Origin of the sequence: Streptomyces sp. 4F14 (assembly GCF_048159485.1) — a bacterium.
Classification (GTDB): Bacteria; Actinomycetota; Actinomycetes; order Streptomycetales; family Streptomycetaceae; genus Streptomyces.
On sequence record NZ_JBLRVY010000011.1, the window covers coordinates 26,660 to 51,750 of the forward strand.

The window sequence follows — 25,091 nt, forward strand, 5'->3', positions numbered from 1 at the left end:
CCGAACCGCAGACAGCCGCTTCAACTCCCCGGGAGCGACGCCGAGATGTTCTCCCAGGCCGTATGCGCCTCCCCACCCACGACCCCGAACTGCGTGACCATCGCGACGCACCGGCCGTGTACGTCGCCGAGTTCGAGCGCCGAGGTCGGCCCGTGCACGCCGGCCGACCGGACGACCCGGCAACTCCCCACCCCCGCAAGGTCGATCTCCACCGACCCCTGCCCGAGCGCGACGAACAGCCGCCCCCCGACGGTCACATCGGTCACATGGACCGGCCCGGCACACGCCTGCATCACCCCGGGCACGAACACGGCGACACCGACGGGGAGTCCGACGGAGCAGAGATGCTCGAAGACGGCGGGTACGACGGAGAGGTCGACGTCCCGGTACCGGTGCGATCCGGCATGCCGTTCGAGTCCGCCGTCGGCGAGGACCGCGTCGAACTGGGCGAGCTGGTCCCCGCTCTCCCAACCCGGCAGATCCCGCAGCCCACTTGGCGTCCCCTGCGCCGTGCCGACCCCCTCGACGAGCCCCGCCAGCAGCCGGTCCCCCTCGGAGAGCAGCCGTCCGCGATGCACGGTCCGCCCGGCCGCGTCGAGGAGACGCAGCTCGACGGCACCACCCTCCTCGTCCCGGACGAGGACCGCCGCGTCGACGCCCGCACCGTCGAGGCGCAGCGCAACAGCCCCTGGAGGCACGGAGAACGCCTCACCCCGCAGGCTCGGCACCGCATAGCTCCCCGCCTGGTCGATCCGCGCGACCGCCCCCTCGGTGACGGCCTGGACGTACCGGAACAGCGTGAGGCACCGCGCCAGCGCGGGCATGCGGGCATCGAGGAGCCGCGCCTTCCCGCCACCGCAGCACCCTGTGAACGAACACCCGTCCATGCTCAATACACGTCCCGTACATAGCGTTTGGCCCGGCGCAGCCCCGCCAGATAGTCGGCGGCGTCATCGTCCCCGCGCCCCCGCTGAGAGGCGACGACACCGAGCAACGCCGCCTCGACGTCCTTCGCCATCCGCGAGGCGTCCCCGCACACGTAGACGTACGCCCCGTCCTCCAGCCACGCGTACAACTCCCGTGCCCTGTCCCGCATCCGGGTCTGCACGTACACCTTCTCCGCCTGGTCCCGGGAGAACGCGAGGTCGAGTTCGGTGAGCACCCCGCGCTCCCGGAAAGCGGTCAACTCCTCCTCGTACACGAAGTCGTGGGCGCGGTGCTGGTCCCCGAAGAACAGCCAGTTGCGGCCGGAGGCACCGCGCGCGGCCCGCTCGTGGAGGAACCCGCGGAACGGCGCGATCCCCGTGCCGGGCCCGATCATGACCATCGGGACGTCGTCGGCGGGGACGCCGAAGGAGGCGTTGGGCTGGACGTACACGCCCGCGCTCCCGCCCTCCGCGACCCGGTCGGCGAGGTATGTCGAGGCGACACCGCCGTGCCGCCCGTACCGCACCGACGCGACCGTGAGATGCACACGGCCCGTATGGGCGAGGGGACTTGAGGAGATCGAGTACTGGCGGGCCTGCAACGGCCGCAGCAGCGGCAGGAGTTCGTCCAGGCCGGGTGCGGCGGGACCGGCGTCCCGGAGCAGGTCGAGGACGTCGCGCCCCCACAGCCAGGACTCCAGGTCGGCCCGGTCCCCGTGCGCGACGACCGAGGCCAGCTCGCTCGTCGGCGCCCGCTCGACGAGGTCGGCGATCAACTCCTTGGAAGGCGTGCGGATCTCCAGCTCTTCGCGCAGCAGCCGTACGTCCCCTTCGGCGCCCAAGTGGTCCGTCAGCGCCCGCACGAGCGCGTCGTCGTTCACCGGGACGACGGCCAGAGCGTCCCCCGCCTCGTACGTGATCCCGCTGTCGCCGAGGTCGAACTCGTAGTGCCGGATCTCCTTCGCGCTGCCCGGCCGGGACAGCAGACGGTTCACGGCGAGCCGGGACGGATACGGGGTACGCCGGTTCCAGGGCGAACGGGCCTTGCGAGGTGCGGGAGTTGATGGTCCGGAGGCCGAGGTGACGCCGGTCTCCGCGACGAGCCGTTCCAGGACCCCGGCCGTCCACCCGGCCGCGTCCGCCTCGAACTCCACATCGCAGTCGACCCGTTCGTGCAGGCGTACCGCCCCGAGCTGCTCGAACCGCGTGTCGATCAGCTTCGCCGCCTGGCAGAACTGGTCGTACCCCCGGTCCCCGAGCCCGAGCACGGCGTACCGCAGCCCCTCCAGCCGCGGCGCCGCCTCCGCCTGGAGCGCGTCCCAGAACAGGCCCGCGTTGTCGGGGAGTTCTCCCTCGCCGTAGGTGGAGGTGACGACGAGGACGTACGCCATGGCGGCGAGCCGCTCGGGCGTCACGTCGTCGAGCGCGACGGCGGCGGCACCGAACCCCAACGCCTGGGCCTGCGCAACCAGTTCGCTCGCCAGGAACTCGGCGTTGCCGGTCTGTGTCCCGTACAGGACGTCCACAGTCACGGCGTGTGCACGAGAGGCGTTGCCGTCAACTCGCCGCTGCGCGGCGGCGATTCCCGCGACGAAACCCGCCAGCCACGCCTCCTGGGCCGCCGAGAAGGGCGCGTCCGCCGGGATGAGCGTTCCGGTCGGGGGCATGACGGTCATGCGGTCACCGCCTCGGTCGGGGCCTGCGGGGCGAGCCGTCCGGCGATGTCGGCGAGCGCGGCGTTCGCCAGCAGCTCGTCGAACCGGGCGGCCCGTACACGGCCGGCGTTCTTGGTGTTCTGGTGCAGGATCCAGCCGTAGGTGCCCGGCGCGTCCACGCTGAGGTTGTTGCGCTGCCGCAGCGCCGCCTTGTAGTCGTCGAGCCGCTTGATCGCGATCAGCGTCGCCAACTCCCCGTCGTCGAACCGCTCCAGCGTGCCGCGCAGGTACTTCACGACCCGCTGCCTGACGAAGAAGTCCTCGGTGAGCACGAGGTTGCGGACGGCCTCGGCGACGCGCGGATCGTCCGGCCCGCTCGCCCCCGGCACCCGCTTCAGCGCGAGGTCCTGCGCGACGCCGAGCACGGTGTACGAGGACAGCAGCGAGAACATGTCGTCGCTGCCCTGGTCACCGAAGGCCGGGGCCCGCCCGTCGAGGACCGTGCGCCGGTCGCGGTAGTCGACCTTGAACGCGCGCAGCTTGTCGGAGGCGATCGACGTCGCGAGTTCGTCGAGGAGTTGGGGCCGGGTGGCCGCTGCCAGGATCTCCGTCGCGTCCTGGTAGAGCAGCAGCGCGCGGGGCATCCCGCAGTACACGTACCGCCGTTCGGCCTCCCAGTCCTCCAACAGCCGCCGGGCGAGCGGTGAGTTGGTGGCTTCGGCATGCCAACTCAGCAGCAGGCGGACGGCTTCCTCGTGGAACGCCCCGTGCGCGGTGTCCGTCACGGGGAACACGAGCAGCGAGTCGCCGCTCACCCGGCCCGCCAACTCCTCTCGCGGGTCGTACTGGTAGAGGAAACCGCCGCTCATCCCGTTGCCGAGGCCCTTGCCGAAGCCGCCCAGGTTGAGCACCGTCCCGCCGGTCATGTACTCGCAGCCGAAGTCCCCGACGCCCTCGACCACCGCCGTGGCACCGGAGTTGCGGACGGCGAACCGGTCACCGGCCTCGCCCTGCACGAACGTCCGCCCGCCGGTCGCCCCGAACAGCGCGAAGTTCCCGACCAGCACGTTCCCGCCCCGCTCAGTGCTGCCACCGCCCGGCGCCCGTACGACGATCCGCCCGCCGCTCTGGCTCTTGCCGACCCCGTCGTTCGCGGTCCCGGTGTGCTCCAGGCTGATCCCGTCGTTGCAGAACACGCCGTACGACTGCCCGGCGGACCCGCCGGTACGGATCCGTACGGCGCCGTCGGCGAACCGGCGCCGGCCCCGGTCGTCGGTGACGACGGCCGGCACGTCCCCGAAGTCCTCGTGGTTCAGGAGCCGTTCGACGTCTATGCCGAGCTGGCCGCCAACGGACTTGTCGCTGTTGGTGAGTTGGATGCCCTCGACGAGGACGGACGCCTCGCGCCGGTCGAGCAGCGCGGCCCGGACGCGTTCGATGAGGGCGTCGTCCGTGGTGAAGTCCTTCTCCAGGTAGTCCGGTTCGGACACCGTCTTCTCCGGCACCCGTGCGAGCAGCCGGCGCACGTCCAGGCGTCCCACGCTCGCCGGGTGGTCCAGGAGTTGCAGCAGATCGGCACGCCCCCGGGCCTCGCGCAGCGAACGCAGGCCGAGGCGGGCGAGGATCCGCCGTACGTCGTGCGCGATGTTCAGCAGGTACTGCGCCAGCGCGCGCGGGTCGCCCTCGAAGACCTCGGGGTTCGTGGTCAGCCCCGCCGGGCACTTCACGTTGCAGTTCTTCGCCATGACGCAGCCCAGCATCATCAGCGCGGTCGTCCCGAACTCGAAGCTGTCCGCGCCCAGGAGAGCGGAGGTGACGACGTCGCCGCCGGTCTGGTGCGCGCCCGAGCAGCGCAGGACGACCTTCTGCCGCAGCCCGTTCACGACGAGCGCCTGGTGCACCTCCGCGACACCGATCTCGGCCGAACGGCCCGCGTACTTGAGGCTGGTGACCGCCGCCGCACCCGTACCGCCCGTGTTTCCGGCGACGTTGATGACGTCCGCGCCCGCCTTCGCGACGCCGACCGCGATCGTGCCGATGCCCTCCGAGGACACCAGCTTCACGACGACCCGCACGCGCGCGGCCTTGCAGTCGTGGATCAGCTGCGCCAAGTCCTCGATGGAGTAGGTGTCGTGGTGCGGCGGCGGTGAGATCAGCTCGATGCCGGGGGTCCCGCCGCGCGCCGCCGCGATGTCCACGGTGACCTTCGGCGCGGGCAACTGGCCGCCCTCGCCCGGCTTCGCGCCCTGCCCGATCTTGATCTCCAGCTCCTGGAGCATCGGGTCCGCGAGATACCCCGCCCAGATCCCGAACCGGCCCGACGCGAACTGCTTGATCCGCGAACCCCGGATGGTGCCGTAGCGGGAGTGATGCTCGCCGCCCTCACCGGAGTTGGACATCCCGCCGACCATGTTCGTGCCGTGCGCCACCGCCTCGTGCGCCGTCGCCACCAGCGCGCCGTGGCTCATCGCGCCGGACGCCAGCGAGCGGGTGATCTCGTGCGCGGGCTGCACCTCGCCGAGGGGCACGCCGGCGGGAGCGGCGCGCAGGAGGCCGAGGAGACGGGCGGCCGTGCCGGTGACGACGACGGTGACACCGTCGGGGCCGGCCTCGCGCGTCTCCACCTCGCCGGGGTGGGCCAGGGCGAGGCCGGCGACGAGGGCCGTGTGGTGGGCGACGGGGTCGGAGGTGGGGGAGGTCAGGTGGAGTCGGGCGGTGAGGGGGCCGGGGGAGGGGGCGCCACGCGTAGTACCCCCCGTACCCGTAGGACCCGTAATACCCGTAGCGCCAGCACCCTCCGCGTCGCCCCGCGCGCCCGTCATACCCGTAGCCCCACAGAGGGACCCGGCCTCCTCCACCGCCACGACCATCCCCCGCACCATCACACTCGCGTTCCCACCCGCAGAGAACCGCCCCAACTCCCGCGCGAAGTCCTCCGCACTCCGCGCCCCCGTCACATCCGCAGGCAACGCCAGCACGTCCCGCAGCGCGGCCGGCCTCCGGGCCCGCTCCTCGTGTGTGGTCCGCAGGAACGCCCTGTACCCCGGCGTGATCCGGAACGCGTCGATCTCCGCGTCGCTCAGCGCGTCGTACCCGGTGTCGCGGTACGCCGCGTCGCTGGTGCCGAACGCGTCGTCGAGCTGCCCGAGCGTGAGCAGCCGCAGCGCCTCCGGGTCGTCGTCGCGCGCGAACTCGGGCCGCTCCTCGGTCATGCCGCCGAACCCGCGCACCGCCGTCACGCCGAACGAGTGCCCGGCGCCGTCGGAACGCTCCTTGAAGAGCCCCAGCAGCGGGATCTGCCGCTCGTCCGCCACGGACCGGGCCCGCTCGTGCCACTCGGTCGCCGCCTGCGCGATCCGCGCGAACCCGACCCCGCCGACCGGCGCCTGAAGGTGCGGGAAGATCCGCGCGAACACGTCGTCGCGCGTGTCCAGATAGTTCGGCTCGAAGAACTCCCCGCCGATGTAGCTCTCGGCGGTGCACAGCCCCACCCGCCCCATGGTCTTCGCGAGCGACTTCTCGGCGGCCTTGCGGAACTTGGCCAACGCCCGGTCCGTGTCGGTGACTTCACCCGCGGGGGCGGGCGCGCTCGGATACTTCTCCTCGGCCCGCAGCCGCGCGCTGAGGCTGTAGACGGCCGAAGCGCCGAAGCCGAGTGCCGTCGCCACGTGGTGGGATGACGCCAACTGCCCGCTCTCCACGACCAGTGACACCCGCAGCCGCAGCCCCGTCTCGATGAGCCGCTGGTTCACGGCGGCGACGGCGAGGATCACCGGCAGCGGAGCCCGTGCCGAGGAGATCGCCCGGTCGGTGAGCAGCGCGATCCCGCCCCGCTCGACGGCGAACAGCTCGACCTCGTCGCAGAGTCGGAGGAGCGCCGACCTCAACGCGTCCGCGTTGGCGGCCTCGTCGCCGACGACCGGGTCGTACAGCATGCCGAACCGCCGCAGCGGAACGACGTCCTGATCACGCAGCCGGACCATGTCGAGATGGCCCAACACGGGTGAGGAAACGACGAGTTGGCGCGCTGACCGCGTCCCGGAAGCGCCGTCCGGCTTCGCCCCCAGCGCCACCCGCATGCTCATCCCGTCCGCCTCGCGGATGCTGTCCAGCGGCGGGTTGGTGACCTGGGCGAAGCGCTGAGAGAAGTACTTCGCCATGCCGCCCTCGGTGTCGCTGAGCGCGTTGATGGCGTTGCCGTAGCCCATCGCCGAGATCCGCTCCGACCCGTCGGCGAGCATCGGGTCGAGCATGAACCGGAAGCTCTCCTGGTTCAGCGAGTACGCGACGTACCGCCCCGCGAGGCTGAGGTCACCGTCGTAGCCCAGAGTCGTAGTACCCCGGTAGTAGTCCGGAGCGGGGAGGTCGTCGAGGTTCACCCGCGCCTCGGCCAGCAGCCGGGAGTACGGCCGCCGGGCGGCGAGCGCGTCCAGTACCTCGCGGGTACGCATCCGGCGCCCCGTACGGTGGTCGACGACCAGCATCCCGCCGGCCTCGATCCGGCCCCGGTGCACGACCTCGTCGTCCGGGAACGCGATCTGGCCCGCCTCCGAGGCGACGACCAGGTACTCGGCCGTCTCGACGGTGCGCAGCGGACGCAGGCCCAGCCGGTCGAGGCGGGCGCCGACGACGTCCCCGTCGCTGAAGACGACCGCGGCCGGGCCGTCGTTCTTCTCCTCGTACAGTGAGTAGTACTCCAGCATGTCCCGCACGGGAGCCGGCAGCGTACGGTCGTTCTCCCAGGCCGGCGGCATCAGCGAAACGACCGCCTCGACGAGGTCGAGGCCGTCGTCGAACAGCCGGCTCTGGAGGGTCTGGTCGAGCCGGCTGGAGTCGGACTGGCCCGGCGGGCGCACGATGCTGCGTGTCCGGGCCCGCGCCAGCGCCTCGTCGCTCAGCCGGTTCTTGCGGTCGGTGTTCAGCTCCCCGTTGTGCGCCATCAGCCGGAACGGCTGCGCCATCGTCGGGTGCGGCTCGGTGTTCGTGGAGAACCGGGTGTGGAAGTAGAGCGTGCGGACGGAGTGCCGGGGGTCGCCGAGGTCGGTGAAGTAGCCGATGACCTCACCGGAGTTGAGCCGCCCCTTGAGCACCTGTGTGCGCGCGCTGAGCGAGAGCGGGTACAGCCCGGCGTACGCGGTGGCGTCGGTGTACGCGTCATGCTCCACGGCGAGCAGCGCGCGGTGCGCGGCCGCGTCGACGTCCGTCCGTCGCCATGCCTCCGGGGCGCGGAACACCCATTGGACTAGGGGGAGTTGATGGCGTTCGGCGGCCGGGCGGGGCACCGAGTGGTCCACCGGTACGTCACGGACGAGGAGGATCTCGAAGCCCTGGCCGGTGAGGGAGTCGGCGACCAACCGCTCGGCGTTCGCGCGCAGTTGGATCTCGCCGGGGACGAAGCAGTTCGCGACCCCGAAGTGGCCGGGCCGCAGCCGGACGCCGGTGAGGGCCTCGAAGAACTCCAGGGAGAGGTCGACGCTCACCCCCGCGCCGTCGCCCACGCCCTCGGCGGACCGGCCGCCCCGGTGCGGGATGGTGAGCAGAGCCTCGTGGCCCTTGAGTATGACGTCGTGGCTCGGGGTGCCGTCGAGGCGGGTGATGAAGCCGACGCCGCAGGCGCTGTGGTCGCGGGCAGGGTCGTACAGACCGTACGTGGCGTGATTCAAGTGCGGGTCCCATGGGCGGAGTTCCGGCAGCGAACGGCCAGGCTGCGACAGTGGAGCGCTCGCCGCGGGCGGACCGCGGTGACGGCCCGGACCCTGGGTGGTGCGATTAGCTAAGGTAAGCCTTGCCTAAGCTTCATCGCAAGCCCTGTCGCGTTCTGCCCTCTTCCGTCCTCACCGCACCGGGAACCCGAACACGTACCCCTCCTCCTTCAGCCGCGGCAGCACCCGCCGCAGCGCCTCCACCGTCTGCGACCGGTCCCCGCCCGCGTCGTGGAACAGCAGCGTCGGCCCGTTCGGCAGCTCCCGCTCCACCGTGGCCACGATCGCGTCCGTGCCCGGCCGCTCGAAGTCCTTCGTGTCGACGTTCCAGCCCAGCGGACGCATCCCCCGCGAGGCGGCCAGCTTGCGGCTGTACGGTGTGAACGCCCCGCCCGGCGCCCGGTAGTACATCGGCCGCACACCCCCGGACGCCTCGGTGATCATCCGCTCGGCGTCGAGGATCTCCTTCGACTGGTACGCCTCCGGCTTCTTGTCCATGCCGGTGTCGTGCGAGACGGAGTGGTCGCACAGGCGGTGCCCGGCGGCGACGACCTTCTTCACCATGTCCGGGTGCGCCTGCGCCTGCGTCCCCACCATGCAGAACGTCGCCTTCACGCCGAACTCCCGCAGGATGTCCAGCATTTGCGGCGTCCACTTGGGGTCGGGGCCGTCGTCTATGGTGATGTTCACGCCGCGCGGCCCGGCGTCCGAGGCGTGCACGATGCTGATGTCAACGCCCTTGACCTGAGCGCCCGTCGAGGCGGAAGCGCCCGCCCTCGGCGCCGAACTCGCCGGGCCCGACGCCCCGTTGACCGCGGGACCGGCCTGCGCCGTCCACGCCGCCGTCCCGGCCGCCAGCAGCGTCACGCCGAGCGCGGCCCCGATCATCTTGCCGTACCAGCCCCGACCGCCGTCGTGCCGCGCCATGTCCGCCCCACTTCCCTCGCCGGTGTCGCCTCGCAACCACCAGGCAGGACGGGCTCCGGCCCGCGCGGGATCCCTCCGTTACGGATCGCGGACATTTCCGGGGGAGTTCGTGGACATAAGGAACAGGGCTCGCGGAATCAGCCCGGCGCGCAGGCATCGACCCAGGCGCGCAGGGATCAACCCGGCCCGCCCGGCCCCCGCGAGAACACCGTGTCCCCCGCCATCGCCACGATCGCGTCGTCGACGAGTAGTACCTGAGGGGGATACCCCTGCACCTTGTCCCCGGGATCGGGCAGCGCCGAGGTACCCCATACCTCCGCCCCCGTACGGCTGTCGAGCGCCAGCAGCCGCCCGTACCGGTTCGCGAAGTACACCCTCCCGTACTTCGCCGACACCACCGGCGCGGACAGGCTCTCCACGTCCGTCACCCTCTGCCAGAGCTGCTTCCCGTCGGCCGCCGACACCGCGGTGACCGTCCCGTCGGACCGCGCGAAGTAGACGACGCCGCCGATCAAGGTCGCCGTACCGGTCAGCGCGCGGGCCAGCGGTACGCGGGTGACGTGCCCGGTCGCCGGGTCCACCCGCAACAGCGCGCTGTACGGCCGCTCGTACCCGGACTCGTACACGTCCTCGGCGGTCTGCGGGGCGAGGAACAGGGGCTGCCCGCCGACCGCGCCGAGCGCCACCGACTTCTTCGGCAGGGTCGCGGTCGTGGAGAGGCTGCCGGCCTCCGCCCGCATCAGCTCGACCGGCGCCTGGCCGGGCTCGGCGCCCTGCTCGCACAGGGCGTACGGCACACCGCCCGGCGCCGCCGGGACGCAGTACTCGTCCAGCGACGGCGCCCGCCACAACTCCGCGCCCGACGGGCCGTACGCCACGAACTCCGAGGCGTCCGGGGACAGGGCCAGCAGCCCGCCGCCGTACAGCACCGCCTTCGCACCGGTGTTGATGCCGTGCCGCCAACGCTCCTTCCCCGTACGGGAGTCGAGCGCCACCACACTCCTGGTTCCGTCCTCCGGCTGCTCGTACGTGTAGACGACACCGCCGCGTACGCCGATCGGCCCCGCCGCCTGCGGACGGGTCCCGGTCCGCCAGGCGACCTTGCCGGACGCCGCGTCGACCCGGGCGGTCGTGAACCCCGTACCGCCGCAGTAGAGGGCGCCGTCCTCCGTCACGCACGCCGGATCGTCGTACTCAAGAGGGATGCCTTTCGTCTCGTACCTGAGAGCTACCTGCCAGGGCTTCCAGCCGGCGGGTAGTTCTGCGGTAGGGGTGGTGGTACTCCTGCTCGCCGTGCCCTCGGGGTCCCGGCCGGCGAGGAGGACACCCGTCGTACCCGCGACGGCCAGTACCGTGCCGAGGGCGGCCAGCAGCAGCTTCGTACGGCGCCTGCCGCCCGTGCCGGTCGAGGTCTCCACCGGGACCGGGATCGTGGGCGAACTCCGGGGTGTCAGGCGGCCCTTGGGGACCGTACTCGCGGGGGACGTGGACTCCGGCAGCGCCTCCAGCATGCGCTGTACGTCCGCCAACTCCGGCCGTTCGGCGGGGTCCTTGTCCAGGCAGCGTTCGATCGTCCTCAGGAGTTCCCCGGGTACCCCCGTGAGGTCGGGCGCCCCGAACGCCACCTGATACCCCGTGATGTACGGGCTGTCCGAGTCGAACGGCCCCGCGCCCACCGCCGCGAACACCAGCAGCGACCCCAGCGAGAACACGTCCGAGGCCGGGGTGACCTCCCGGGGCGAGGCCATCTGCTCCGGCGACATGAACGGCGGCGTACCGATCATCCGCCCCGTCGTCGTGAGGCTCTGGTGGTCCGCCGCCCGCGAGATGCCGAAGTCGATGACGCGCGGACCGTCGTCCGTCATCAGGACGTTCCCCGGCTTGAGATCCCGGTGCACCAGCCCCACCCGGTGGATGTCCCGCAGCGCCTCGGCCAGGCCCAGCCCCAGCGCGCGCACCTCCCGCAGCCCCAACGGGCCGTCCCCCTGCACGACTTCGGCGAGACTGCGCCCCGGCACGTACTGCGTCGCCATCCACGGGCGCTCGGCGTCCGGGTCGGCGTCCACGACCGGCGCGGTGAACGCGCCGCTCACCCTGCGCGCCGCCGCGACCTCCTGCCGGAACCGGGTCCGGAACTCCTCCTCCTGCGCGTACGCCCCCCGCACCAGCTTCACCGCGACCTGCCGCCCCGACGCGGACACCCCCAGGTACACGACCCCCATCCCACCCGCCCCGAGCCGCCCGAGCAGGGTGTACCCGCCTATGACCTCAGGGTCCCCGGTGCTCAGGGGCGTCATCGCCGATCATCCTCTCCAGCGCCGGCCTGCGTCACGGGGATCACAGTAGGGCCTACCTGAGAGGGGCGACGGGCGGTCCCCCTGAGGTAGGGGGCCCACAGCGCGACGCCGTGGGGTGATGCCGCCAGGGCCAGGCCGATGAGCGCGGTCAGGCGCCGCGCACGAAGGCGCGACCGGTCACGGGCGTTCCCTTCCCCGCGACAGCCGCCGCTTGCGCCGTGAAACCGATCGGTTTACTCTTCTTGAAACCGATCGGTTTCCCCCTCCCGGAGGCAGTCATGACCACACTCAAGGGCGCCAACGTCCTCGTCACCGGCGGCAGCCGCGGCATCGGCAAGGCCCTGGTGGAAGAGCTGTACGCCCGCGGCGCCGCCAAGGTCTACGCCACCGCCCGCGACCCGCGCACCGTGACCCACCCCGACGCCGTCCCGGTCGCCCTGGAGGTCACCGACCCCGAGTCCGTGGCCGCGGCCGCCGCCCAGGCCGGCGACATCACCGTCCTGATCAACAACGCCGGCGCCTCGGTCGCCGCGTCCTACCTCGACTCACCGGTGGACGACGTACGCCGGGACTTCGAGACCAACTTCTACGGCCCCCTCCTCGTCACCCGGGCCTTCGTGCCGGTCATCGAGCGCAACGGCGGCGGGCACCTCCTCAACGTCCACTCCGTGCTCTCCTGGCTCGCGCTCGGCGGCTCCTACGCCGGCTCCAAGGCCGCCCTGTGGTCGCAGACCAACTCCCTGCGCCTGGAACTGCGGCCGCGCGGCATCGCCGTCACCGGACTGCACGTCGCGTACGTCGACACCGACCTGGCGGCGGGCGTCGACGCCCCCAAGTCCGCCCCCCGCGATGTCGCCGCCCTCGCCCTCGACGGCATCGAGTCCGGTGCGCACGAGGTCCTCGCGGACGACATCTCCCGGCAGGTCAAGGCGGGCCTGGCCGGTGACCTGGCCGCGCTGTACCCCCAGCTCGCCGAATAGTTCACGAAAGAGATATCGACGATGAGCGGGAATTCGCAGCAGAAGTTCTACGCCCTGAACATGTTCGACGTGGTCGACCTGGAGAAATACCTCGAATATTTCAGCCGGCTCCCCGAAGCGGCTCCGAAATACGGTGGCCGTATGGTCGCGTTCGGGCGCTTCCGGGACAACGTGGCCGGTGACCTCGCGCCACGCCAGGTCCTGTTCCTCGTGGAATGGGAGTCCGAAGAGGCGTTCAACAGCTTCCGTGACGACCCGGAACTGGCCGACCTGCACCCGCTGCGGGAGAACGGGACGGCGTCGTACATCTGGCAGACCTTCGACGGCTCCGACATGAGCGACCCCACCAGCGTCTCGCTCGACGACGTACTGGCAGTACTCAAGCCCTGACCCCGGCCTTTCCCAAGGGTCCACCGACTCGGTCGGTGGACCCTTTCGCTTTCCGCGGCCGATATCGGGCGGACCGGCGGCGACCTCTCCGGCCGAGGGCCCGCGATCCGGCGCCCGAGCTGTCACGGCCCGTTCCGACGACAGCGAAACCCACCGCCACCCGCGCGAGCGCGGCCCCCTCGCCGAGCCGAGACCCTGACCGGCGAAGCCGCCAGGGCCACCCGGACGAGCGTCCGGGAAACACCACGCCTGCCGCTGGGCGCCGGGGCCGAGAAACGGGCGAGCCTCTCGCCGGGGGCGTGCTGGGGCCGGGGAGGTGGTGGAGTCTCTCGGGCTGGGGCGTGCTGAGGCCGGGGAGGCGGCGAGTCTCTTGGCGCGGGAGGTGTTGGGGCCGGGAGGGCGGCGGAGTCTCTCCGCCCGGGAGGTGCTGGGGCCGGGAGGGCGGCGGAGTCTCCCGGCCCGGGACGTGCTGAGGCCGAGAAGCCAGCGAGCCTCTCACCAGGGACGTGCTGAGGTCGAGAAGCCGGCGAGCCTCTCGCCAGGGACGTGCTGAGGCCGAGAAGCCGGCGAGCCTCTCGCCAGGGACGTGCTGAGGCCGAGAAGCCGGCGAGCCTCCCGACCCGAAACGCGCTGCCGAGAAGCCAGCCGCCCTCCCCGCCCAGGCCACGCCCGGCAACACCCCCACAGCCACCGGACCCCCGTACCCACCACCAGGCGAGAAGCCCTTCAGCCCCACGCCCCCTCACCCCACGCCCCCTCACCCCACGCCCCCTCACCCCACGCCCCCTCACCCCACGCCCCCTCACCCCACGCCCCCTCACCCCAACGCCCCTTCGCCCAGCACCCCCCCGTACCCACCACCAGGCGAGAAGCCCCTCCGCCCAACGCCCCCGGCCCACACCCCTCAGCTCAACGCCCCTCAGCTCAACGCCCCTCAGCCCACCCCCGCCGCATCCAGCAACGTCCTCACCGTAGGCGCCACCAGCCCAGCCAGATTGTCGACCTGGATCCCCGCCCGAGCGTTCGCCCCGTCGAAGACCAGGCTGAGCTGCCGGGCCAGCAACTCCGGATCCCCCGCCCCGCCCCGCTCGGCCTCGGCGCGGAAGAACCCCGTCAGATGCGCCTTGATCTGCTGGGCCACGCGGCTCGCCGGATGGCTCTGGTCCTTGAGTTCGACCTGCACGGCGAGGTACCGGCAGCCCCGGAACTCGGCCGCCCCCGCCTGCGCCTCCACCTGCCCGAAGACGTACAGGATCCGCTCGCGGGGCGTCCGGTCGTCGTCGGCCGGGGGCAGGAGGGTCGAGGCGAAGCCGGAGGCGCGTTCCTTGAGGCTCGCCGCGAGGAGTTCGTCCTTGCTCTCGAAGAGCTGGTACATGGAGCGCTTGGACACCCCCGCGGCCTTGCACAGCGCCTCGACGCCGATATTGACGCCGTCGCGGTAGGTGAGCGTGGCCGCCGCCTCCAGCAGGCGTTCCCGGGGGCTCAGTTTCACTTCTGTGCTCATACCGTGAGGGTAACCCGAAGCGGACAAAATGAAAACCGATCGGTTTCCGCAGCTTTCCGCCCCTCCGGAAACCCCCGCCCTTCACGACGTACGTGCCCGACTCCCCGGCGGCTCGCAGCGGCCGCAACACCGTGTCCACGAACTCCCTGCGCGAGGCGGTACCCGGACGTGTACCCCGGCGGCGAACTCAGGCTCTGCGCCCGCTCGGTGAACCCGCTCATGAACTCGTCGAAGGAACCGTCCTGGGCAATGGCCCCGACCGGACAGGCGGCGACGCACAACTTGCAGTCGATGCACGGGTTGCAGCCCAGCGCCCGCCCGTACTCGCTCACCTCCGCGACCACCAGCACGAAACCGCCGAACTCCGGGTGGATGACGTTGCGGTGCAGCCCCATCCCCCTAGGCCGTGTCGGAAGGATTGAGTGCCCGGGTGACAGTACGGGCGGCGTGGTCGGCCCGCGCGTCGGTCTGGCGGAACTCCTTGTCGGCCACCGCGATCAGGGTCCGGGTACCGGGCAACGCGGCCCGCACGTACGGGCGTTCCCCGACCAGGTCGGGATGGCCGAGGCTGACCGCGTCGTCGTCGCCCCCGGCCACGAGACACGGCTCGCACAACCAGGCCGAGTCGACCACCGCGGCCGGCCAACCGCTCCCACGCCGGTCGAGGCGTCCGTCGGCATCGCGGGCGGCAGCCACCCGTGCTCCCGGAAAGGCGGGTACGACCCTCCCCGGCCCGGGCTCCTCGACGTAGGGCTCGCCGGCACGAAGCCCACCGGCACAGGCGAGAAACCGATCAGCCTCACCCACGCAAACCGATCGATTTCCGTACGCGACCCCAGGCGCCGAACCCCCACACGGCCACCGACCGACCGAGGCCCGCGCCAGACCACCTCACGCCCGCCGAGCGCCGAGCACCGAGCGCCGACCATCACCCGTACACCGACATCACCTCACCCCCGCCGCATCCAGCAACGCCCCGACAGTCGGCCCGACGAGCCCACCCCGCGTATCGGCCTTGATCCCCGCCCGCGCACTCGCCCCGTCGAAGACCAGGATCAACTGCCGGGCCAGCAACTCCGGATCCCCCGCCCCGCCCCGCTCGGCCTCGGCCCGGAAGAAGGCCGCCAGCTCCTCCTTGACCCGCCGCGCCACCCGGCTCGCGGGATGCCCCGGATCCTTCAGCTCGATCTGTACGACGAGGTACCGGCACCCCTGGAAGCCGAGCGCCCCCGCCTGCGCCTCCGCCTGCTCGAAGACGTGCAGGATCCGCGCCCGGGCCGGCCGGCTGTCGTCCGCCGGAGGCAGCAGCGCCGCCACATAGGCGGCGGCACGTTCCTCCAGGCTCGCCGCCAGCAGGTCGTCCTTGCTCTCGAACAGCTTGTACATGGACCGCTTGGACACCCCGGCGGCCTTGCACAGCGCGTCGACGCCGATGTGGACGCCGTCCCGGTAGGTCAGGGTCGCCGCTGCCTCCAGCAGTCGTTCGCGGGAGTGCGACATCGCTTCGGTGGTCATGTTGTGAGGTTAACCCGATTCCGTACGATGGGAAACCGACCGGTTTTCACAGGGGTGCGGCGAGGAGCCGAGCGGGGCCGGCGCGTGTACGCCGCCCCACCCCGGCGCGTCTCCTCAGTGGGCGATCACCGGCTCCCCCTCCGACGGCGCCAGCGCCTTGTTCGGCATCAGGAACGCCGTCAGCACCGCGCCGACCACGAAGATCCCGGCCCCCCACGCCAGGGTCGCCGTATAGCTCTCGACCCCGGCCCGGGCCACGGTCAGCGCGCTCGGCCTGTGCGAGGACAGGTAGTCGGTCGCGGCCGAGGAGGCGACGGTCGTCAGCAGCGCCGTACTGATCGAACCCCCCACCTGCTGGCTGGTGTTGATCAGCGCGGAGGCGACCCCCGCGTCCTCGTGGTGCACGCCCGCGGTCGCGCCCTGGAACGCCGTGGTCATCACCGCGCCGATGCCGAGGCCCAGCAGGATCATGCCCGGCATGATGTGGGCGGCGTACGTGCTGTCCAGCGTGAGCCGCGTCAGCAGGGCCATACCGGACGCGGAGACCAGGAACCCGGCGGTGACCACGATCTTCGGGCCGACCTTCGGCAGCACCAGCGACGGCACGGTGGTCGAGGAGGCGACGATGCCCGCGACCATCGGCAGGAACGACAGCCCGGCCTCGATCGGCGAGTACCCGATGCTCGCCTCCAGGTAGTACGTCAGGAACAGGAAGATCGAGAACATCCCCATCCCCAGCACGAACACGGCCAGGAACGCCCCGCCCCGGGTCCGGTCGAGTACGACCCGCAGCGGCAGCAGCGGATGCGCGACCCGGCCCTCCAGCCAGACGAACACCGCGAGCAGCACCGCACCGCCGATCATGAAGCCGAGGGCGACCGGGTCGGTCCAGCTGGTCGACTCGACGTGCGCGAAGCCGTAGACGATCCCGAACAGCGCGGCGCTCACCACGAGGGTCCCGGGTACGTCGATCCTGGGCCGCTCGGTGACCGTGGGCTTCGCCAGCAACAGCAGCGCCCCGACCAGCGCGGCACCCGCGAAGACGACGTTCACGTACATCACCCAGCGCCACGACGCCCACTCGGTCAGCATGCCGCCGAGCAGCAGCCCGACCGCCGCGCCCGCACCGGACAGCGCGCTGAAGATGCCGAACGCCTTCGGCCGCTCCGCCGGGTCCGTGAACGTCACGCTGAGCAGGGAGAGGGCCGCGGGCGCGAGCAGCGCGGCGAACAGGCCCTGCCCCACACGCGCCGCGACGAGCACCTCGAAGCTGCCCGCCGCCCCGCCGACGACCGACGCCGCCGCGAAACCGACCAGGCCGGTCACGAACGTCGTACGCCGCCCGAAGAGGTCACCGAGCCGCCCCCCGAGCAGCAGCAGGCTGCCGAACGCGAGGGCGTACCCCGTGATGACCCACTGCCGGCTGCCGTCGCTGAACCCGAGCGCGTGCTGCGCCTCGGGCAGCGCGATGTTCACGACGGTCGCGTCGAGCGTCACCATGAGCTGCGCCACGCCCAGCACGACGAGCACCCACCAGCGCACGGCGTGCGAGCCGCGGCGGCCCGAGTCTGTTGTCCCGGAGGCGGGCGCTCCGTGGTTGATCGTGGTACTCACTTTTCCCCTTGGTCGCTGGTCATGGCTCGGCCACCGATCGGAAACCGATCTGTTTCCACCTAGGGAAACAGATCGGTTTCCTGGATGCAAGCGAGGGGGTGGGGCTGAGGTCCGCATGGGGCGTTGCCGGGTGCGCGCTGAGCGCGTGTCGGGCTTGCGCCCGGAAACTGATCGGTTTACCTTGGTGGAAACCGATCGGTTTCCCCCTCTCGGGATCCGTTCCGGTGCCCCGTCACGCACAAGGAGCCAGCGACATGCCCACCCAAGAGCCCCGCCCCACGATCCACGTCCCCGGCACCACCACCCACACCCTCGCCCCCCGCACCGCCCGCGAGGGAACCCTCCGCTACCTCAAGGCGGGCACCGGCGCCCCCCTGGTCCTGCTGCACACCGTGCGCACCCAGGCCGAACACTTCCGCCACCTCATCCCCCTGGTCGCGGACCACTACACCGTGTACGCCCTCGACCTCCCCGGCATGGGCTACTCCGAGATCGTCCCCGGAGCGTCGTACGACGAGCCCGCGATGCGCACGGGCGTCGAACGCCTCCTCACCGAACTCGACCTGCGCGACGTGACGCTGGCCGGCGAATCGATGGGCGCGGTCCTCGCCCTCACCACCGCGGCGGACCTCCCGGAACGCGTACGGCGCGTAGTCGCGGTCAACGCGTACGACTTCCCCGGCGGCATCGCCCGCTCCAGCCTCCTCGCCCGCGTGGTGGTCGCCGGCGTCCTCGCCCCCGTGGTGGGCCCGACGATCGCCGGCGTGGAACCCAAGCCCGCCCTCACGAAGATCCTCCAGGGCGGCCTGGGCGACAAGAACGCACTCCGCGGCGACTACGTGGACGAACTCCTCCAGGTGGGCCGCCGCCCCGGCTACCCGACGGTCGCCCGAGCCGTCTACCAGGCCCTCCCCACCCTGATCGCCGCCCGCTCCCGCTACCCCGAGATCAAGGCCCCCGTCCACCTCGTCTACGGCGAGAAGGACTGGTCCCGCCCCTCGGACCGCGAGGCCAACAGACACCTCCTCCCCGCCGCCGACTTCACCCAGCTCCCCGGCGCGGGCCACTTCATCGCCCTGGAACGCCCGGAGGTACTGGCGGACCTGCTCAACGCGGCGGCGTGAGGGCTGGGGCCTCCGGCGTGGGCGCGGGATGTCGGCGTGGGGACGGGACGTCGTCGTGGGGGACGGCCCCGCGCCCCACGCACCGGGGGTGACATACCCTCGTCACCGACCACCCCCGGCCGTCGCGACACCGGCCGGGCACTGTCTGAACGGGGGGCACCACCATGCGAGTTCGTCATGCCACTTCTCGAACCGCCGTCACAGCCGCGACGGCGCTCGCCATCCTCTCCGGCTCCGTCTGCCTCACCGGGGCCGGCGCCCAGACCGCCGCCGCGGACAGCCGGGCGACGCTGCCCATCTCGGCGGACTGGCCGCGGGGCGAGATGGTGGTGGACGGCGTACACCGCCACGTCTTCATCAGCGACCCGAAGACCGGCTCCGTCGTCGTCGCCGACTACACGGGCAAGGCCGTGGCCCGGATCACCGGCGAGACCGGCGGCACCGGACTGGCGCTGAGCAAGGACTCCGCCACGCTCTACGTCGCCCTCCCCGACGCCGACGCGATATCCGCCGTCGACACGGTCACGTTCAAGGAGACCGCCCGCTACGCCACCGGCGCGAACACCGCCCCCCTGGACCTGGCCCTCGCCGGCGACAGACTCTGGTTCGGCTACGGCGCGTACGCGCGAGGCGGCGGCAACCTCGGCTCCCTCGACCTCTCCGGCCCCGAACCGACCGTCACCCTGGACCAGTCGGGCGGGGTCCCCTGGGAGTCGGCACCGCAGCTGACCACCGGCGGGGGAGTCCTGCTGGCGGGCAGCAAGGACCGCTCCCCGGAGGAACTCACCGTCTACGACATCTCCTCCGGCACGGCCCAACAGCGCGCCCACCGCACGGAGATCATGCCCGAGAGCCTCGGCGGCCAGGAGGACCTGGCCGTCTCACCCGACGGCGACGAGATCATCACCGCGAACGGCACCGAGGACTCCGTCACCACCCTCCGCCCCGACCTCTTCCGCGGCAAGGACACCAGAACCCTGCAGATCCAGGGCGAGCCCAACGCCGTCGAGTACGCCCCGAACGGCGCCCTGGCCGTAGGAGTCCGGTACGGCAGGGGCACGGACACCTACGTCTACCGCCCGGGAGACACCCGAGCGACCCGTTTCATCAGCACCGGCCTCTACAACTCCGTACAACCGCACGGCCTCGCCTGGGCACCCGACAGCAGCCGGCTCTTCATCCTCACCACCGACGGCGCAGGCGGAAAGAACCTCGTCCTCCGCTCGATCGACGACGCCACCAAGGCGGCAACCAGCCTGAAGGCCAGCGCGCCCGCGAAGGCCCCGCTGGACAAGAAACTCACCCTGACCGGCACCTTCGCCTTCGTCCTGCCCGAGCTTCCCGGCTCCCTGCCGATCGAGGTGACGCGTACCGACCTCGCCTCCCCCAAGGGCAAGCCGCTCGGCACCCGCACGGTATGGCTGTCACGCGACCGCGAATTCAAGATCGAGGACACCCCGGCAGCGGGCGGCAAGGTCACCTACACCCTCCGCTACCCCGGCGACGCCACCCACGCCCCCACGACCGCCACCACCACGGTCACGGTCCCGCGCAACAAGACGACCCTGACCCTGGCCGCGAACGCCAAGACCGTCGTACGGGGGAAGACCGCCACCCTGACCGCCAAGCTCGGCAGGACGTGGAAGGAGCGCAAGGTCTCGGTCTACGCCCAGCCGGCGGGCGGCGCGAAGAAGCTGCTCCGAACCGCCACGGTGGACCGCACCGGCAAGCTCGTCATCACCTACAAGGTCACCAAGAACACGACCTTCACGGCGGTCTACGGCGGCGACGCCCGCACCGAACCCACGCAGGCCGCCACCACGATCAAGGCCAGAACCCGCTGACCCCTCCCGCGGCACAACGGCAGGCTCCCCCAGGGAAGTTCCTCACGGGAGCCTGCCGTTGTGCTGCCTGAACGACCGTGAACGAGACGGCCTGCGGCCGGCTGTCCCGGTCACCGTCATTCCTGCGCATCGTCGAGCGGGAAGACCTCGTCCCCCCTGAAATCCGGGGCCTGGAAGGGATTTGTCGTCGGAGGCGGAGACGCTGCAGTGGAGCAGCGGGGTTGCTTTTCCGGAGCGGAGAACAGCGACGTCGGATCGATGGGGGGTCTCTCTCTCGTTACAGGTCCCTGCCGGGGCCTGGACCACCGTGACCTGGCACGGTGGGTGATCTACAGCTTGGTCATCTTGGCGTACGGGCTCAAGATCCGCATTTGCGCCGAGCCGAAATCCACCAGCACCGCGATCCGGTCCTCGATGCTGATCACCCGGCCGAGACCGTACACATCGTGGGTGACCTGATCACCCATCGCGAAGTGCTTGGGAGCCGGCGTGACCGGGGCCTTGAAGGGGCTGGTAGGCAAGTGACGCTTCGGTGCAGCAGGCTTCGTCATGACTCAGTATGAGCCCACGCGCATCCCGCTCGCTGTGGCCATCGGCACAGATCCAGCCGACAGCAACCCCGCCACACCCTTGACCTGCGGTTTCAAAACCCCCCGAGCCAAAAATCAGCCCCAGACCCCTCCACTGGCAACGCGCTCCCCCTGAGCGGCAACACGAGGCGGCCCCAGGGCTCGACACCCTGCTCCCCACCGAGCGCACGAAGCACCCCGCACACGGGTCTGGGCAACAAAGAACCCCCGAGTCCCTGACTCGGGGGTTATACATGGAGCGGGTGACGAGAATCGAACTCGCACTCTCAGCTTGGGAAGCTCGGTGCTCTTGGCAGCGGTTGCAGCGCTGACCTGCGGCGCAGTGACATTGGAGTCCTTATCGCCCTCAGGGCCAGTTCCCGCTGTTCCCCGTGGTTCCCCGCAGGATCTGGCACGCGAATGGCACAGCCCTTCGCCTCGTACGTCCCTTCGCGGAGCTGCGCCGGGAGTGTCTGCTCCTCAGCCGACGACAGTCAGCCACGACGGCGGGTAGGCCGACCGATCACGCACGCGTGTGCCTCGCGGCACCTACACAGGCCTCAGCCACGCTGCCATGTCGTCGACCAGAGCAAGCCGCGCCGGCGGAAGCGCGGCGGTGGGACCTTGGGTGATGTCCTCTTCGTCTTGCAGCAACTTTGGCTAGTTGATCAACGACCTCAGGACTACCATTACTTAATGGACGCAGACATCTATCCTCCCCAGACGGTGGCGCGAGTTAAGCATGTAAGCGAAGATCAAACTACAGCGTTCCTTGAGTTGCGCAACGGGAATATCGCCACTTGTACGACCTCTGAGGAATTCCGCTTCGAGCGAGGAGATATTGTCTTCATCGACGTTGAGAATAACGACATCTCTCCTGCCCCTGAGGAGCTCTGGGACGAGGAACCTTGGGTTGGCGTTGTGCGCTTGCTGCAGCCAGGGCAAGTGGTCATCGACATCGGTGGGCGCCTTAGGGTGCTAGACAACCCGCATGACGTGGACTTGCGAGAAGGAAATACAGTAAAGGGGTTTGAATCACGAGGGATCACAGAGGTGCTTTCCGAGGACCCTGTCCGATATATCGACCTACCGGCCGTTGATAGTGTAACTGTAGAGCAGTTTAAAGCATCACCCGATGGGGCCCTCACTTTTGATGATTTTGGCGGTTATCCCGAAATCGTAGAACGAGCAAAAGAGCTGATTGAGACTCCACTCGAATGCCATGATGCATTGGCTAAGATTGGTGCTCGGCCCATCAAAGGTGTTCTTCTCACTGGCCCTCCCGGGACGGGCAAGACAATGCTAGCTAAAATCATCGCACATCGGGCTAATGCGGAGTTCTATGAAATCAGTGGACCAGAGGTTCTGAGTAAGTGGTACGGCCAGAGTGAAGAGCTCATTCGCAAAATCTTCGAGGATGCCGCAATGCAAGAGCGAGCTATCGTCTTCTTTGACGAAATGGATAGTCTCGCATCAAAACGCAGTGATGATTCTCATGAAGCCTCCCGTCGGATCGTGGGCCAACTTCTCTCTGCCATGGACGGCTTCAGTGCTGACACCAACGTTGTCGTTATCGCCACCACCAACCGCCCTCAGGACTTGGATCCTGCTCTGAGGCGGCCCGGTAGGTTTGACTGGGAAATCGACTTTCCTCTACCTGGGGTAGAGGATCGGAGAGCAATTCTCGAAGTATCCGCAAAAAGGCTCAACAAGGGAGAGGAGCTACCACACCTGTACGTCGCCGAAAAGACCGCCAACTGGTCCCCTGCGGAACTCGCTGCCATTTGGAGCGAGGCCGCACTTCTGGCCGTAATAGAGTCAAGGGATGCCATTTTTTCCGACGATTACATCGGCGGCTACGAGAGGGTTGCACTGCATAGAAATAGGCTGTCGGTAAGGACCTTGGACGCGGGTGAGAGGTAGAAGATGATCAGTCGATTGAAACGATGGCTGCGAAATCGAAAGCGGCGTAAGCAGCATGCTGCGTCGGGTCCGATTCTTCGGGAATTCGTATACCTGGATGAGGTTAGCGTCACGAGCCTTCTGTCGTCCCGCCTCGGGGCACTCCCCAGCGAATATACCGAAACACTTTCAAGCTCAATCAAATCCGAAGTCAACAGCAGCATCAATGCTGATGCCAAAATCATCAAGTCAGGAATTGGCTCACGCTTTGAGGCCACTCAAAGCAAGGACTCGCAGGTGCTGCGAAAGTCTACGGTTCAAGCAACATTCAAGGATCTGCACGATTACGAGAAGCGCAAAAACGCGAGGATGGTCACTCCTGAGGCTTGCGTAGGGGAGCCTCCCAGTTTGGCGGATGTCCTTGCAGACATGCGAGTTCCGCCACCCAGATACGCTGCCCAGCCATGGGTACTCGACAGGGAGCGGTTGGCGCGTGGGGAGCTTTTTGAGGTGAAGGTTAAGCTTCGCGCAGATCCTACTTATCGCGTGAGTTCGATCATCTCGGTCATGGCCGACCTGGTAAGTAATCCGTATCTGGCTGCGTCGATTAATTCGGAGGATCTGGAACAGGCGCAGGCTTTTAATGGGATTCTTGAGGGCCTTATGGCGGGCCTTGTGCCGCTTAAGTGTGAGGTGGTCGACTACTCGGTCTTTACGATTGATGGAGTCGAGTATGTTGTTCACAAAAGAATGGAGCCTAGCCTTGATGGCTCGGTAGTGGCTACCCGGAAACCTCTCTATTTGGTCGGAGTGACCGAGCAGTCGCTGTACTGGAAAGATATTCGGCGGGTTCTATTCGCTGATTCGCCGGTTTGGGCCCTCAGTAGAATTGCTGTGACTGGACTTCAATCAAAGTGGACTCCCGTCAAGTTGGTGGAGGTCTTGAAAGAGGTCGTGCCCGGATTGGGAGAAGAGCTTCATAGGTTCAGTTCCGGCGCACTGAACGCTTTGACTGAAGATAGATCATCGGAAGAGATTACCGAGCAAAGGGTGCGCGTACTTATCTTGTACGGAGAGCTTATCGCTGCCCGATGTGGAGTATCTCTAGATTCAGAGACGCGTGGACGAATTGAGGTCCTGGCTCGCGAAAACAGTGGATTGTTGGTTTCTGTCACTGACAGTCGTAGAGCATTCCGGCTAATCGTTCAAGAAATCGAGGATAGTTTTTCTGCCTCCGTTGACTCTGATGATGCTGTGAGGGAAAGGAGTCGGGCGTGGCAGCTTATCGGAGCTTCCCCTGGCGGCACCATCGCACTGCCTAATTCGCCAGGGCCAGTTCCGGAGTCGAATACGGAAAACGAGAGATATCTGGACTCCGAGTTTGTAGCGCTTTACTGGTAACGTAAAGCAAGGCTTTCCACTGCGCGTTTGGGTCGGTGGAACGGCTTTGGCCGGTGTCCTGCCCGGTCTGGGGTTGAGCATGACCAGGGGGCCGTACGCTGGCTGGCAACTCGGGCAGCCTGTGGACCTGCCCGCAATGTGCACGAGTGGCCCCTGGTCTTGCTCGACGCGGGACCTGGACCGGGGAGGTGGCTAGGCCGTGGAGTCGACCGCCCCAGCCACGATGTACCCCTTCTCTGGAATCAGGCGGCTGCATGCTTTGAGCGCGGCCCGGGCGCCGGCCGGGCTGGAGCGGGGCGGAGACAGGAGCGCAGGCCCGGCCGGGGGCCGGGCCGCGCGCGGGGAGCGGAGCGAGCCGCCTTGAACCAGTAGAGAAAGTTGTAACTCACCCTGCGGGGTGTGGGTGGAACTCGTGGGCGCAAGGTGGGAGTTCGACTGTCTGACGGTGGGCCAAGGGGAGGAAGACGACGGGACGGATCGTCCACGTGATGCGTGTGTTCGCGTGGGTGATGGACACGGTGCAGGGCTCGCGGTTCAGCAAGGCTCGCCTGGTGTCGATGCGGCGGTCACGGAGTAAGGCGCTGGCCTGCTGGGAGGCGTCGGCGTCAAGGGCGGGGGAGATGGTGCGAAGGATCGTCGACACCCACCGGTCCGCCTCGGCCTCCGTGTACGCGTCGTAGGACCCCACGAGCCTCACGAGCGTTTCCCCTGCCAGAGTCCGCGTGGTGCACTCACACCAGA

18 protein-coding genes are annotated in these 25,091 nt (G+C 69.3%); 7 read left to right on the forward strand and 11 right to left on the reverse strand.

Features of this window, described 5'->3' with window-relative positions:
• Positions 1–20: 20 nt before the first annotated feature.
• From ACLZOT_RS20535 to ACLZOT_RS20555, 5 genes are all read right to left on the reverse strand, one after another.
• The gene (locus tag ACLZOT_RS20535; RefSeq protein ID WP_416970433.1) at positions 21–824 is read right to left on the reverse strand and encodes a hypothetical protein; all 804 of its coding nucleotides are present in this window, start codon (positions 822–824) and stop codon (positions 21–23) included.
• 65 nt (positions 825–889) lie between these two features.
• The gene (locus ACLZOT_RS20540; RefSeq protein WP_416970434.1) at positions 890–2,602 is read right to left on the reverse strand and encodes a diflavin oxidoreductase; all 1,713 of its coding nucleotides are present in this window, start codon (positions 2,600–2,602) and stop codon (positions 890–892) included.
• On the reverse strand, positions 2,599–8,244 hold the full coding sequence (locus ACLZOT_RS20545; RefSeq protein WP_416970435.1) for a glutamate synthase-related protein: 5,646 nt from the start codon (positions 8,242–8,244) through the stop codon (positions 2,599–2,601). Before ACLZOT_RS20545 ends, ACLZOT_RS20540 begins: the two co-directional genes overlap by 4 nt.
• Positions 8,245–8,415: 171 nt before the next feature.
• Positions 8,416–9,210 (reverse strand): polysaccharide deacetylase family protein, encoded by a 795-nt coding sequence (locus ACLZOT_RS20550; protein WP_416970436.1) that lies wholly within the window; start codon positions 9,208–9,210, stop codon positions 8,416–8,418.
• A 176-nt stretch (positions 9,211–9,386) separates the two neighbouring features.
• Positions 9,387–11,507, reverse strand: a complete 2,121-nt coding sequence (locus tag ACLZOT_RS20555) for a protein kinase domain-containing protein (protein ID WP_416970437.1) — start codon at positions 11,505–11,507, stop codon at positions 9,387–9,389.
• 278 nt (positions 11,508–11,785) lie between these two features.
• Here ACLZOT_RS20555 and ACLZOT_RS20560 point away from each other — a divergent pair, with 278 nt between their 5' ends.
• Together ACLZOT_RS20560 and ACLZOT_RS20565 are read left to right on the forward strand one after the other, a co-directional pair.
• The gene (locus ACLZOT_RS20560; protein ID WP_416970438.1) at positions 11,786–12,487 is read left to right on the forward strand and encodes an SDR family oxidoreductase; all 702 of its coding nucleotides are present in this window, start codon (positions 11,786–11,788) and stop codon (positions 12,485–12,487) included.
• A gap of 21 nt (positions 12,488–12,508) precedes the next feature.
• Positions 12,509–12,877, forward strand: a complete 369-nt coding sequence (locus tag ACLZOT_RS20565) for a DUF1330 domain-containing protein (protein ID WP_416970439.1) — start codon at positions 12,509–12,511, stop codon at positions 12,875–12,877.
• A gap of 934 nt (positions 12,878–13,811) precedes the next feature.
• Here ACLZOT_RS20565 and ACLZOT_RS20570 read toward each other — a convergent pair.
• From ACLZOT_RS20570 to ACLZOT_RS20590, 5 genes are all read right to left on the reverse strand, one after another.
• On the reverse strand, positions 13,812–14,381 hold the full coding sequence (locus ACLZOT_RS20570) for a TetR/AcrR family transcriptional regulator (protein WP_416970440.1): 570 nt from the start codon (positions 14,379–14,381) through the stop codon (positions 13,812–13,814).
• A complete protein-coding gene (locus tag ACLZOT_RS20575; RefSeq protein ID WP_416970441.1) occupies positions 14,378–14,776 on the reverse strand; it encodes a 4Fe-4S binding protein in 399 nt (132 codons plus the stop codon). Before ACLZOT_RS20575 ends, ACLZOT_RS20570 begins: the two co-directional genes overlap by 4 nt.
• A gap of 4 nt (positions 14,777–14,780) precedes the next feature.
• Positions 14,781–15,077, reverse strand: coding sequence for a hypothetical protein (locus ACLZOT_RS20580; RefSeq protein WP_416970442.1), 297 nt, complete (start codon positions 15,075–15,077; stop codon positions 14,781–14,783).
• 249 nt (positions 15,078–15,326) lie between these two features.
• The gene (locus tag ACLZOT_RS20585; protein ID WP_416970443.1) at positions 15,327–15,896 is read right to left on the reverse strand and encodes a TetR/AcrR family transcriptional regulator; all 570 of its coding nucleotides are present in this window, start codon (positions 15,894–15,896) and stop codon (positions 15,327–15,329) included.
• A gap of 114 nt (positions 15,897–16,010) precedes the next feature.
• Positions 16,011–17,510: an MFS transporter gene (locus tag ACLZOT_RS20590; protein ID WP_416970444.1), complete on the reverse strand. Its 1,500-nt coding sequence runs from the start codon at positions 17,508–17,510 to the stop codon at positions 16,011–16,013.
• 254 nt (positions 17,511–17,764) lie between these two features.
• Here ACLZOT_RS20590 and ACLZOT_RS20595 point away from each other — a divergent pair, with 254 nt between their 5' ends.
• Complete coding sequence (locus ACLZOT_RS20595) at positions 17,765–18,634, forward strand: alpha/beta fold hydrolase (protein ID WP_416970445.1); 870 nt, start codon at positions 17,765–17,767, stop codon at positions 18,632–18,634.
• A gap of 164 nt (positions 18,635–18,798) precedes the next feature.
• Positions 18,799–20,478, forward strand: coding sequence for a YncE family protein (locus tag ACLZOT_RS20600; RefSeq protein WP_416970446.1), 1,680 nt, complete (start codon positions 18,799–18,801; stop codon positions 20,476–20,478).
• A 329-nt stretch (positions 20,479–20,807) separates the two neighbouring features.
• Here ACLZOT_RS20600 and ACLZOT_RS20605 read toward each other — a convergent pair whose 3' ends face one another.
• Positions 20,808–21,029 carry a hypothetical protein gene (locus ACLZOT_RS20605; protein ID WP_416970447.1) on the reverse strand — a complete coding sequence of 74 codons (222 nt, stop codon included), beginning with the start codon at positions 21,027–21,029 and terminating at the stop codon, positions 20,808–20,810.
• Positions 21,030–21,743: 714 nt separating this feature from the next.
• Here ACLZOT_RS20605 and ACLZOT_RS20610 point away from each other — a divergent pair.
• The 3 genes from ACLZOT_RS20610 to ACLZOT_RS20620 all read left to right on the forward strand — a co-directional run bounded on the left by ACLZOT_RS20610 (position 21,744) and on the right by ACLZOT_RS20620 (position 25,030).
• Complete coding sequence (locus ACLZOT_RS20610; RefSeq protein ID WP_416970448.1) at positions 21,744–22,970, forward strand: ATP-binding protein; 1,227 nt, start codon at positions 21,744–21,746, stop codon at positions 22,968–22,970.
• Between the two features lie 276 nt (positions 22,971–23,246).
• Positions 23,247–24,350 (forward strand): hypothetical protein, encoded by a 1,104-nt coding sequence (locus ACLZOT_RS20615; RefSeq protein ID WP_416970449.1) that lies wholly within the window; start codon positions 23,247–23,249, stop codon positions 24,348–24,350.
• 488 nt (positions 24,351–24,838) lie between these two features.
• The gene (locus ACLZOT_RS20620; protein ID WP_416970450.1) at positions 24,839–25,030 is read left to right on the forward strand and encodes a hypothetical protein; all 192 of its coding nucleotides are present in this window, start codon (positions 24,839–24,841) and stop codon (positions 25,028–25,030) included.
• Positions 25,031–25,091 lie beyond the last annotated feature (61 nt).